Origin of the sequence: Acinetobacter terrae (assembly GCF_002135195.1) — a bacterium.
GTDB classification, from domain to species: Bacteria; Pseudomonadota; Gammaproteobacteria; order Pseudomonadales; family Moraxellaceae; genus Acinetobacter; species Acinetobacter terrae.
On sequence record NZ_NEGF01000008.1, the window covers coordinates 117598 to 130722 of the forward strand.

A 13125-nucleotide genomic window follows, 5' to 3' on the forward strand; every position below is an offset into this window, starting at 1 on the left:
TACACGATGAGTTATTGTCCGGAAATAAAACCCTTTATGAATTTAGAACCATCGCCCAGCGCTTCTAATTCTCTCGATCTAGCAATGAATTCTCAAGCTAAAGATGTACAAGCTTGCTTAAAAGTTGTACATGAAGCCCTATTAGATGTAAAAGCAAAAGATATTCTTGAACTTAATGTTGGTGCTATTAGCAATGTAGCAGACTATATGGTCATTGCGAGTGGTACATCATCCCGTCACATTAAAGCCCTCGCAGATAACGTTGCTGAAGAAGCACGTAAAGCGGGTTTCCGCCCGATCGGCGTTGAAGGTGAACGTGATGCGGAATGGATCTTAATCGATCTTGGTTTTGTGGTTGTCCACGTTATGCTTCCAACGGCGCGTAAATTTTACGACCTTGAAAGCTTATGGCGTGCCACTCCAGAATCTGCTTAAAGCAAGAAAAAGCGACCATAAGGTCGCTTTTTTCATCTTGGTCATTCTATTTTTAGATGTAACCATTTCACATGACTGAACCTTTATAAGATTAACAACATTTATAACAGTCGATGTAAATCCACATCAGGATATTTCATCTTAATGTTGTTTTTTACACGTGCATAGACTTGATCTGCTTTTACTGATCCTTAGAATTTACAATAACATTCATAGCTTGCAGTTGTTTTTGAATTCATCATTAAAGTCGTTAAGATCAGCCTCTACAAATCTCAGTGGTATCTTATTATTTCCCACTATTTTATACTTTTAAAAATCATGCATTCTAAAAACAAAAAACCACCCGAAGGTGGTTTTTAAAATCTCCCCTAACCCCTCTTTATAAAAGAGGGGAAATCAAGCCCCCCTTAGTAAAAGGGGGATTTAGGGGGATTCTATTAGTGACCGCCGCCATTAATCGCTTTGGTCATATCTTCCACAACTTTCTTGGCATCCCCAAAGATCATCATGGTCTTATCATTATAGAACAAGTCATTATCCAGACCTGCATAACCTGTTGCCATAGAACGCTTGATCACCATGATGGTACGCGCTTTATGCGCTTCCAGAATCGGCATACCGTAAATTGGTGAAGTTGGATCATCTTTTGCCGCAGGGTTGACCACGTCATTTGCACCAATCACCAGAACCACGTCAGTTGCAGGGAAATCTGTGTTGATTTCATCCATTTCCAAGATGTCTTCATACGCCACATCAGCTTCTGCAAGTAATACGTTCATATGACCCGGCATACGACCTGCCACTGGGTGAATCGCAAAACGGACTTTTACGCCCTGTTCTTTCAACAAGTTAGCCAGTTCTTTCACTGCATTTTGTGCACGACCTTGCGCCATACCATAACCTGGTACAATCACAACACTGTCGGCATTCGACATCAAGAAGCCGGCGTCATCTGCTGAACCTGAACGGTGGTTACGCTGAACTTTTTCACCATTATCTGCTGCTACAACTGCTGCACCGCCCATCGCACCACCAAACAAAACATTGATGATCGAACGGTTCATTGCTTTACACATGATGTAAGACAGAATCGCACCTGATGAACCTACCAGCGAACCTGCAACAATCAACATGTTATTTTCAAGCGTGAAACCAATACCTGCGGCTGCCCAACCTGAGAACGAGTTCAGTAGCGATACCACAACTGGCATATCACCGCCACCAACGGGTGCAATCCATACCCAACCAAATGCCAGCGCCAGAGCAGTCATTACCCAGAAAGCTTGCATATTGCCTGTTGAGAAGAACACAAAGCCAGAGGCTAACATTGCAAGGAAAATGATCGCTTGTACCGGTTTAACCCATGCACCCGAAATCGTTTTTGCCCATTTTTTCGCAGCTAATTTACCATAGGCAAATACAGAGGCTGTAAAGGTAATCGCACCCACAAAGCAACCCACAAACAATTCAAATAAATGAACTTTGCTCATGTGTACATGCTGAACACCAGCCGCTTCTAAAGCAGTCTGATTTTGAGCAAACAATGCAGTCAGTTGGTTATTATGCAAAATTGCAGCAATCGCAATTAAAACTGCAGCCAAACCAACCAATGAGTGCATCAGAGCAACTGTTTCAGGCATTTGCGTCATAGGAACAGTACGTGCACGTGCAATACCGACTACCCCACCAAGGATCATTGCACCGATAATCATCCAGACCACAGGATGCTCAGCAACAAAGAATGTGGTGATCACAGCAATCGCCATCGCGATCATGCCGTAACGGTTACCTTGAATCGCCGTTTTAGGACCAGATAAGCCACGAAGCGTTAAGATAAAAAGAACGGCGCCTACCAAGTAGAACCAATCCGCATAGTCTCGAATAAATTCCATTTATGAACCCTCTTTTTTCTTTTGCTTCGGCTTAAACATCTCAAGCATACGTGCAGTCACGGCAAAGCCACCGAAAATATTGATACTTGCCAGGAACACTGCTACCGCACCCAAAATGCTCACAATGTTAACGCTTTGGAAAGCGACGTTGGCGTCGACACCAATCAGGGGCAAGCCCACAGTTTGAATCATTGCACCGACCACAATAATGGAAGACAGTGCATTGGTAACAGCCATAAGTGGCGTGTGTAAAGCGGGTGTTACGCCCCAAACTACGTAGTAACCTACGAAGATGGCAAGGACGAAAATTGTAATCGTTTCAACCATGATCTATCTCCTTAACCACGCTTTAACAGCACTTGGCCGCCATGAGCGACGAGTAGCGCTTTTTGAATTTCTTCTTCTGGATTAAGGACAAAGTTTTTGTCTTGATCAAAAAGAGTTTCCAGGAAATTAAAGACATTACGTGCATAAAGTGCCGAAGCTTCAGTCGCAACTGTTGCCGGGATATTTGGAATGCCTAAAATGGTCACGCCATTATCAGTCACTACATTCTCACCGCACTTAGAACCTTCAACGTTACCGCCTGATTCAACCGCCATATCGAGGATGATTGAACCCGGTTTCATTTTGGCAACCGTTTCAGCACGAATTAAACGCGGTGCATCACGGCCCGGTAACAGTGCAGTGGTAATCACGATGTCAGCATTGGAAACAGCTTTGTCGACAATCGCTGCCTGGTCTTTGATGTATTGCTCACCTGGCATCCATCCATAACCGTTTTTAGCAGCATCGGCAGCTTTCTGCTTTTCTTCGTCAGACATGGGCACGTCTAACCATTTACCGCCTAAAGACTCAACCTGATCGCGAGCTGTTGGACGTAAATCGGTTGCCTCAACCACAGCACCCAAGCGCTTCGCAGTTGCAATTGCTTGCAAGCCTGCAACACCGACACCCATAATGACTACACGGGCAGGTTTAACCGTACCTGCAGCGGTCATAAGCATCGGGAACATGCGCTGGTATTCTGCCGCTGCCAAAAGCACCGATTTATAACCGGCCAAGTTGGCTTGCGAAGACAATACATCCATGTTTTGTGCGCGGGAAAGCGTCCGGGGTAAAAGCTCTAAAGCAAATGCAGACACCTGCGCGGATGCAAATTGGTCAAGTTCAGTATTGCGGTACGGGTCAAACATCGCAATTACAGCGGTATTTGGAGCAAGCTTTTGAATTTCGTCACCTTTAGGCGCACGAACTTTCAAAATAATTTGACTGCCGGTATAGGCATCATCCGTAATTTTGGCACCGACTTGTTCATATGCACTGTCAATATAAGCGGCTTTAACACCTGCTCTACGTTCAATGACCACTGTATGACCAGCACTGATCAACTTCTTTACTGTTTCTGGCGTTGCTGCCACACGATTTTCACCGACAACAGTTTCGGTTGGGATTCCGATCTGCATGAGCCTTCCTCAAGCTAATTTTTCTTAAGTAAACATTGCGGTTAGCAATGTTTCCCCCTGGATGCATTTTTGTTGAATTTCTGGATTCTAATTGAACTTTTTTAAATTACCACCCAATATTTATTTAATAAATACCCATATTCTGAACTGGTGATTCATAAAAATAATCATACGATATAGCATTTATTGGTTTCGCTTTAATTAAAATTGCTTTTATCCGCTTAAATATCATCGCGACACTTTTTAATTTTTTGTATTTAAGCGCTGATGGTGATTTTTTAGCATGATTTAAAAAATTTGAATTGATCATTCTGACAATTCCAGCTTTTAGCATAAATAAAACGACAACTTAAAGATGCCCCTATTTAGGGCTTAACTAACCTGTTTAGGTGCTACTTTTAATCAGACTGACTAAAGTGACATGATAAACAGCCTAATTCAGCAGAAAATTTATCTCTTTTCTAAAAGCTCATTTCTAAAAAAAAAGCTGCAAAGTAAATCGCACCTGATCTCTGTTGTTCTCAATTTCAATTGTTATTTTTATCCACCCAGTCTTATTCTCCATAAGTCTAATGAGCTCAAAAAAATAGTTAATTTTTTTTGCTGACCATTTCGCTTGATGATGATTTGATCGTATCTCTCCCTAACTGACTGTTTTTCGCACCACTTTAGGGCAAACATCAAGTATTCACCTCAATATCGCTATTTTTACTGATTAAAACCATCCATTTTTGGCGTTTTATTTTTTTTCTACTGCACATTCAGCTCATTTATCGGATCTTTGTAAAGAATCTTCATTCAATTGAGTCTTGCCTTTATTTTTAGCGCTGCTTTCTTGAAATAAATGAAACCCATAAAAAAGGATTCATTCCGAATTGGAATCTTAAGCATCATATTTTTGCATTTCACCTCGTCTCCCAAAAACTTTATAATTCACATTTCCACGCCTTATCTTTCATATTTAAAGCACATTCCAAGTAGGTAAAATGAAACTGAGTCTAACAAGAATACAATTAGGTTCATTATTCGCTGTTTGTGCCGCTTTTTTGTTTAGTACCAAAGCTATTTTTATTAAACAAACTTATGCGCTATCCCCGCTGGTCGATGGCACCGTTCTGATGGCTTTAAGAATGGCCAGTGCGCTGCCTTTTTTCCTTATCATTTGTTGGTTCAGTCGACACCAGAGTAAAAACCTGAGCAGTAAAGACTGGGGTTTACTGATCCTTGCAGGCTTGATTGGTTATTACCTTGCAAGCTGGCTGGATTTCGCCGGCCTCATGTATATCAGTGCCTCACTGGAACGGATTATTTTATTTTTATACCCGACGATGACGGTTCTGGCTTCAAGCATCATCTATAAACAACGGTTAAGCTTTAAAAGTCTGTTTGCGATTTTGCTCAGTTATGGCGGTACGGTGATTGTGATGCTGCAGGAACAAAGCAATGTTCCGCATCAAAGTAATTTCTGGCTGGGTGCGAGTTTGGTCTTTGCCAGTGCTGTGGCATTTGCAAGCTATCTGTTATTGACTCCACGCCTGATTCAGAAATTCGGTTCATGGAACTTTACCGGTCTTGCGCTGAGCATTGCCTGTATTGGCACACTGACCCATTATTTAATTGCAATCCCGAATCCGATTGGCTTACTTGCACAGTTACCCAGTTCCGTAATTTGGTATGGCGTTGGACTGGGCTTTATGGTCACGGTTTTACCTACAGTATTATTAATGCAGAGTATTGAGCGCTTAGGTGCTTCACAATCTGCCATGATTGCATCGATTGGCCCTATTCTGACCATTATTTTGGCCACCTTTTTCTTGGGTGAAAAAATGAATTCGATTCAATGGTTCGGCTGTGCCTTGAATATTGTCGGTGTGATGATGATTACCTTATCGAAAAAGAAACTCGCCCACTAAGCTGATTCAGCAAAATGCTGTGGATACGACAATTTTAAGAATTTTTAGAGAGATATTCATAGTCTCCCAAAATGATAGTTTTGAATACGGGCAATGGAATACTGTGGGAAAGATCTGTTTTCGCCTGCCTGTGTGCCAAATCCTGTTCCGTGTCTTGCTATACTCGGTCTGCACATTGAAATGAAGCAACTGCTGATTTCCGCTAAAACCTTAAGCAAGGGACTTTTATGAACACTTCTCTCGACATTAGCCAAGATAAATCTTTGTTATGGCTAATGGCTATTGCGTGTGGTTTATGTGCAGGAGCAAATTATTACTGTCAGCCTTTGATTTCATCGATTCAGCAGTATTATCAGGTTCCTGAATCTCAAGTGGCACTGACCGTCACCTTTGCCCAGATCTCCTATGCATTGGGTTTACTGTTTATTGTGCCTTTGGGTGACATGCTGAATAAAAGTAAACTCATTCCCTTTCTTATGCTGGGTGCAGCCGTGGGCTTATTTATTTGCGCCAGTGCTGTGAATCTGCCGATGCTCTGGATTGGAACCATTATTGCAGGGCTTTTTTCTGTGGCTGCACAGATTCTGATTCCCTTGGCCACCATGGCGGTGAAACCGGAAAAAACAGGAGAAGTGGTCGGCTTCCTGATGAGCGGTTTGCTGGTCGGTATTCTGCTCTCGACCAGTATTGCAGGATTACTTTCCGACCTGTTTCACTGGAAAATGATCTATGTGGTCAGTGGCATCGCCATGCTGGGCTTAAGTTTCTATTTGAAAGGTAAATTGCCGAGTCTGCCACGTCTAAGAATAAGCTATGCGGCAATTTTTAAATCCATGGCGATATTATTAAAACAGGAACCACGCCTGATGTTGCGCTCGCTTACAGGAGCGTTCGCCTTTGCCGCCATGAGTATGCTGTTCTCTACCATTGCCCTGTTGCTCACCCAAAAACCCTTTCAGCTTTCTGATGTCATGGTCGGTCTGGTCACGCTGGTCGGTGTGTTTGGCGCGCTTTCGACTCAGCTGATTGGTAAATGGGCTGATCGTGGCCATATCAAAATACTGAGCTGGATCGGTTGTTCTATCCTGATCGGTAGCTGGCTATTTCTTTATTTTGGTACGATGTCTTTATTGAGTTATATTCTGGGCTATGGACTGATTAATTTAGGTTTGGCGATCACGCATAGCTGTAACCAGAACGTGATTTTTCGCTTACGCCCGGATGCCAAATCCCGGGTCAATTCACTTTATATGACCCTGTATTTTATTGGCGGTGCCTGTGGTTCTGCACTCGGTGTTTATACATGGCACCATGGTGGGTGGAGCATGACCTGTATCGCAGGACTTGGCCTAGCTCTTTGCGCCAGCGTATTTGCTTTAGTGGATCAATGGCATCATGCGCGAACAGCGGCATGATGGTAGAGCGTACATTTAGCTGACTTGAACTGCAGGATAGAAAGGCTTATTCAGATCAAGAGCTTTAGCATTTTCCAGTAAAATGCAGATAAATACGGGCAATAAAACTGCCAAAATCCGGCAGCTTTCCTCAAATGACTTGTGATTAAGCGAACTATGATAAGTGATCCCGCCATGCATTAGCTGATGATGTAATGTATATAAACGATGAAATATCATCTTTAAAATTTCGACAGAATTTCGCTCCTGCAAGGCATCCTGTATTCGTTGTTTCTGACTTTCGAGGGCTGCCTGACAGCTTTCCAGGCTAATTTTCTGATTGCGATAATCCCAAAAGCTCTGATCTACATATGAATTATCCAATAGTGACCGGATCGGCTGACTGTATTTTTCCCATATAATATGATTAATTTTCTGATCCAGATCCTTTTGGCAAAGGGTTTCTAGAAACTGATGCAACTTTGCTGGAGCTAAAATGATGTCTCCCTCATCTGCATAAATGGCATGAAAGCTGATCCACAGACTGATAAATTTAAAATCCAAGTCCTGATCCAGCTCCAAGGCTTTTTTAAACCAGCCTAAGCCACGATGAATTCTTAAATTAAAATGTGCTGAATTTTGTGCTTTATAGCTTTTATAAATTTCCTCCAATAACAACATGCTTGTTCTCCTTATTTCTATCGTTTTTTATCTATCTTTTAACTATCAAAATATACCATTCAGAAATGACTGGGAATTCCAATTTTATTTTTTACCTCATATCATTGGTTTGAACAGCGAGCTAATGACTAGCTTGTTTTTTTGATTTAAGCTCGTATGACACCCTCTTTTTACAGTGTCATCCAATTCGGCTTTAGTAAAATAACTTCATATCAAAGCAGTAAGGGCATCGCTCGCTCCTGCTTTCTTGCATTGTGTTAATGGAGTAGCTTCTGAAGAATTGATCAAAATATATTTGCGAAAATAGACTTTGATTACCAATCAGTAAGGCATCAATAACGGATGAGATATTAAAAATAAATTATTATTTTTAATTACTTATATAAACAGATAGTTTATTCAAAGAAAAAAGTTATTTTGTGTTTCGTAAAGCTCGCGATATTGCTGTCTACTTACTTAAATATATAGCTTGGGGATTTAGGTTTTTTATATGCTTATCAAGTTGGTCATCCGAAAAAAGCTCATCATTCAAACTACAGGATTATCAGCTTAAGCTGATGCTAAATTAATTTTATATTTAATCATTTTTTTAGTATTAAAATTTATGTATTTAGAAGATTAATAACCAATATCCCTCACCCATTAAAAAAAATAATTAAACATTCAAAAACTCAACCTTATATATTAATCAATACACTCAACCGCCAATTAAAACCAAATAAATTTAATGAATATTTATTTTAAAATTCAATAAAATTAACAGTCTCAAAAGCATCAAAAAAAACCTATTAAACATATAGTAACAATTAGGTCATAATACTTGAAAATTAATATATTATTTTTTTAAACATCTATTTTAGAAATACAACAATTACAATGTCTTATGAATTATATATAAAAAAGTTTTTATTTAAAAACAGCATATCACCAAATAAAACATATATTTAAATAAAAATCACGTTTTGTTCTAAAATGTAATTCAATATAAAAAAATTACTTTTAAAAAATATATAAATTACCAACCTACTGATTAATATGAATTGAAATAAAAACTCATTTATTTGCATTATTACAATTCAACATAGTACTTTAAAAAAGTAAAAAATAAATTTCAAATCAAGAATAGATTAAATAATAATAGTGAGTCCATGAAATGATTGAATGGCTACAAGGTGAATTAAAACATAGTCCTGAAATTCTATTGTTTTTATCTTTAGCAATAGGCTTTTGGATTGGCAAATTTCAATTTGGTAAATTCCAACTCGGCGGTGTTGCTGGTTCATTACTTGCCGCTGTTGTTCTCAGTCTTATTGGTGTACCGGTCGACAATGGTGTTAAGGCCATACTTTTCGCTCTGTTTATTTATGCAGTTGGTTTCGAAAGCGGTCCCCAATTTTTTAAATCACTTGGACCGAAATCTCTCAAAGAAATTCTATTAGCGGTATTTATGGCAGTTTGTGGACTCATTACCGTTTTAGTGATGGCGAAGGTTTTCCAGCTGGATAAGGGACTAGCAGCAGGGCTTGCAGCGGGCGGGATGACCCAATCTGCAATTATTGGTACAGCAGGCGATGCGATTTCCCGGCTAGACTTACCAACTGCTGAGATTCAGAGGCTTCAAGCTAATGTCGCGATTGGATATGCCGTAACCTATATTTTCGGCTCTCTCGGTGCAATTATTATCTGTGTGAATATCTTGCCAAAATTTATGGGTCGAGAAATTCATGACGATGCATTAAAGGCGCAAGCTGAACAGCTAAAAGGCGCTTTTCAACTGGCACCAAGTCAAGAACTTGCCATGCCTGAAATTGTTGGTCGTATTTATAAAATCCAGCAGGCCTCAGGACAAACCCTTGCAGAACTTGAGTCAAAGGTACCTATTACCATTGAACGGCTTAAACGTAACGGTGAACTAATCGATGCAACTCCAGAAACTACGCTCCAGACAGATGATGTCATTCTTGTGGTCGGTCGTAGAGCCGGTATCGTTTCCATTGCTGACAATATTGGTCCAGAACTGGAATCTTCCCAGGGCATGGAAATGGTCATGGATACCACAGATGTGGTTCTCAGAAATTCAAAATACCTCAATCGCACCCTTGGAGACATTAAAGCCAATACGCCTGATTATTTGAAACATGGCATTTATGTACTCTCGATTAAGCGTGGTAATGAAGTACAAACCTTAGATGATAATACGGTTCTCCTTCAAGGCGATGTCGTCACTGTCTATGGCACAAAAAATGATCTTGACCGGCTGGTTAAAGAAGCGGGTCGAGCTATCCCCCAAAGCTTAAAAACAGATTGGGTATTCCACGGAGCAGGGTTAGTAGTCGGTTTGCTAATAGGCTTAGTGGTTGTTCGTATTAGCGATATCCCTCTAACTCTTGGTGCTGGTGGGGGTGCCCTCTTATCTGGTCTGTTATTCGGCTGGCTGCATAGCCGAAACCAAGTGAATGGCAATATGCCTTTAGCTGCCTCGCAGCTTCTCAGAGATTTAGGCTTAGCAGGATTTGTTGCTGCCGTTGGTCTGCAATCTGGATTACAAGCCATTCAAACCATTAAACAAAGTGGCCTGTCCCTCTTTCTGATCGGTGTGGTGGTAACAGTCGTACCCCTCATTCTCTCCATGCTCTTTGCACGCTACGTGCTCCGTTATGACAATGTCGCAGTTATGGCCGGTGCATTAGCAGGTGCCCGAAGTGCCAATCCTGCTTTTGGTGGTGTCCTAGATAAAGCCGGAAACTCTATTCCAACAGTTCCATTTGCCATTACTTATGCATTAGCAAATGTATTTTTGACTTTGCTTGGTCCATTCATTGTGGGTCTTGCATAAATAAATCTATAAATTTCAAATTTATCCGGTTCACAATAATTTTGGAGATTTCCCATGGGAAACACTGATTACTCAAAATATTCAAAACTCAGTCCCTTTGAACTCAAAGATGAACTGATTACTTTGGCAACAAGCCGTACTGATCGCATGATGCTGAATGCAGGCCGCGGAAATCCAAACTTTCTTGCCACTATTCCACGTCGTGCCTTTTTTCAACTCGGTTTATTTGCTGCTACTGAATCAGAATTCTCGTTTTCGTATATGCCTGAAGGTCTAGGCGGATTTCCCCGTTCACAAGGATTGCAATCGCGCTTTGAGCAATTTATTTTAGGAAATCGCGATAAGCCCGGTGTCGTTTTTCTGGGTAAAGTAATTTCATATATACGTGATCAGCTGGGACTAGACCCTGACGCTTTCTTGCTTGAAATGGTCGAAGGTATTCTAGGCTGTAATTATCCTGTTCCTGACCGAATGCTCATAATCAGTGAAAAAATTATTAAAGAATATGTACTGCGTGAAATGGGCGTACAAAATATGTCTAAAGAAGGACTAGACCTGTTTGCAGTTGAGGGTGGTACTGCTGCAATGGCCTATATCTTTAACTCATTAAAAGAAAATAAGATAATTTCAAATGGTGATCGCATTGCCCTAGGTACCCCTATTTTTACCCCCTATATTGAAATTCCTAAACTCAATGATTATCAGCTTGAAGAAGTCATGATTCAAGCCGATGCAAATCTTGACTGGCAATATCCGGAATCTGAATTGCGTAAATTAGAAGATCCATCTATTAAAGCATTCTTTCTGGTCAATCCGAGTAATCCACCTTCAGTGAAAATAAATGATGAGAGTCTGGCCATCATCGCAGATATTGTCAAAAAACGTCCTGACCTGATTATTTTGACCGATGATGTGTATGGAACATTTGCGGATAATTTTACCTCATTATTTGCAATGTGCCCCGACAACACCATTCTGGTCTATTCTTTCTCGAAATATTTTGGAGCTACAGGTTGGCGTCTTGGCGTCATTGCACTCTCCAAAAATAATGTTCTGGATCAAAAAATTGCGGCACTTTCCAATAAGGATAAAAAAGAGCTTGAAGAACGTTATTCATCACTTACAACCGACCCCTCAAGTATCAAATTTATCGACCGAATGGTTGCCGATAGTCGAAATGTAGCATTAAATCACACTGCAGGATTATCCACACCTCAGCAAGTACAGATGGTACTTTTTGCCTTATTTAATATGATGGATTCTCGTCAAAGCTATAAAAAAGCAGTTAAATCGGTAATACGTGAACGGGATGCAGCACTGTATCGACAATTGGGTGTAGATATTCCTCAAGACCCAAATACTGTTAATTACTACACCTTGGTAAATCTAGAAAATACGGCGCGTACTTTATATGGTGATGAGTTTGCAGACTGGATTATGAAAAACAAAAATCCAACTGAGCTGTTATTCCGGATCGCTGATGAAACTGGTGTGGTGCTCTTGCCTGGTTCAGGTTTCGGGGTTCAACATCCTTCGGCCCGTGCATCATTGGCAAATTTGAATGAATATCAATATGCCGCGATAGGAATGTCTTTGCGTAATCTGGCTGCTGAAGCCTATGAGGAATACAAAAAAGTGAGCAAAAAGAAAAAATAATATTCAGATGAATTGTATCTAGATCAAATCTGAGCTCCTGATTTTAACTTGGTCACATCTCTGATTCTTTAGTAAATAAATGATCGTTCCTCCAAGGAAACTGAAATTGTGATCAAAAATGAAATACTTTGGACATCTCTCCTAAAAAAGATCTCATTGATCTTTTTTAGGAGGTAATAATTGCCAAAGAATTTTTTTAGCTTTCCCTTTCTCAGCGATTTTCTAAATACAGTCAACCTAGAAAATAATTGATATCCTTGACGACCTATAACCCATACAAGAAAATCAATTTATTACAATATTGATATTAAAAAACATTTTTATTCAAATGCCATATTGTTCTTCATTTAGAAGGTGCAGCGGCATAACTTAAAAATGGGTAAAAGTTAGCATTCCCCCTTCGCTTCAATCATTGTACTCAGTTAAATCTACTGGTTCTATTTTTATAATGATATTGCACCTGATGGGTGACTTCTTGATTGAGAGCAGCATATGCCATTGTTTTGTTATTCGGTCATGACTCCCTCTCTTCAGTCCTATACTTATCTATGCGTTTGACAGGTTAAGTCTATTTGGTTTTTCTTTCCTGTTAAAATATCAGGATTTTCTTGAATTTTGGCTGCTCTTTTAAGTCAATTTTCCTTCTCTTTTTGAAGGAAATGTTGTTCTTTCAAAGTAAATGGAAAGCCTTTTCGATTGATCTAAATCGCTGCATGACAGTTAACTAACGCTTCCAGATGCTTCTTTCCTAGCCCTAATAATCTTGATAATTTATAGCATGAATTATTTTTTAATTATGGTGTAAAATTTAGCGCTAAATGCAAAATGTTTCCTCTACCTAAATATAGGTTT

General features: G+C 40.0%; 9 protein-coding genes. 5 read left to right on the forward strand and 4 right to left on the reverse strand.

The features are described from left to right. The first annotated feature begins 36 nt into the window (after positions 1–36). Positions 37–435, forward strand: coding sequence for a ribosome silencing factor (gene rsfS / locus B9T23_RS10440; protein WP_067723009.1), 399 nt, complete (start codon positions 37–39; stop codon positions 433–435). 437 nt (positions 436–872) lie between these two features. On the opposite strand, the gene B9T23_RS10445 is transcribed toward rsfS, so the two are convergent. From B9T23_RS10445 to B9T23_RS10455, 3 genes are read right to left on the reverse strand one after another with little or no spacing between them, the layout of a single operon-like run. After that, the gene (locus B9T23_RS10445; protein ID WP_086194061.1) at positions 873–2327 is read right to left on the reverse strand and encodes an NAD(P)(+) transhydrogenase (Re/Si-specific) subunit beta; all 1455 of its coding nucleotides are present in this window, start codon (positions 2325–2327) and stop codon (positions 873–875) included. Beyond that, positions 2328–2654: a proton-translocating transhydrogenase family protein gene (locus B9T23_RS10450; RefSeq protein WP_086194062.1), complete on the reverse strand. Its 327-nt coding sequence runs from the start codon at positions 2652–2654 to the stop codon at positions 2328–2330. An 11-nt stretch (positions 2655–2665) separates the two neighbouring features. Beyond that, the gene (locus tag B9T23_RS10455) at positions 2666–3793 is read right to left on the reverse strand and encodes a Re/Si-specific NAD(P)(+) transhydrogenase subunit alpha (RefSeq protein WP_086194063.1); all 1128 of its coding nucleotides are present in this window, start codon (positions 3791–3793) and stop codon (positions 2666–2668) included. Positions 3794–4779: 986 nt separating this feature from the next. On the opposite strand from B9T23_RS10455, the gene B9T23_RS10465 reads away from it, so the two are divergent. Both B9T23_RS10465 and B9T23_RS10470 read left to right on the forward strand, forming a co-directional pair. Beyond that, entirely contained in the window at positions 4780–5706 is a 927-nt protein-coding gene (locus tag B9T23_RS10465) for a DMT family transporter (RefSeq protein ID WP_086194065.1), read from the forward strand. A 227-nt stretch (positions 5707–5933) separates the two neighbouring features. Continuing rightward, positions 5934–7121, forward strand: a complete 1188-nt coding sequence (locus B9T23_RS10470) for an MFS transporter (RefSeq protein WP_086194066.1) — start codon at positions 5934–5936, stop codon at positions 7119–7121. Positions 7122–7136: 15 nt separating this feature from the next. Here the strand turns inward: B9T23_RS10470 and B9T23_RS10475 are convergent, their stop codons facing one another. After that, a complete protein-coding gene (locus B9T23_RS10475; protein ID WP_086194067.1) occupies positions 7137–7781 on the reverse strand; it encodes a HEPN domain-containing protein in 645 nt (214 codons plus the stop codon). 1153 nt (positions 7782–8934) lie between these two features. On the opposite strand from B9T23_RS10475, the gene aspT reads away from it, so the two are divergent. Both aspT and B9T23_RS10485 read left to right on the forward strand, forming a co-directional pair. Next, positions 8935–10617 (forward strand): aspartate-alanine antiporter, encoded by a 1683-nt coding sequence (gene aspT, locus B9T23_RS10480; RefSeq protein ID WP_086194068.1) that lies wholly within the window; start codon positions 8935–8937, stop codon positions 10615–10617. Positions 10618–10671: 54 nt separating this feature from the next. Continuing rightward, positions 10672–12273 carry a bifunctional aspartate transaminase/aspartate 4-decarboxylase gene (locus B9T23_RS10485; protein WP_086194069.1) on the forward strand — a complete coding sequence of 534 codons (1602 nt, stop codon included), beginning with the start codon at positions 10672–10674 and terminating at the stop codon, positions 12271–12273. Positions 12274–13125 lie beyond the last annotated feature (852 nt).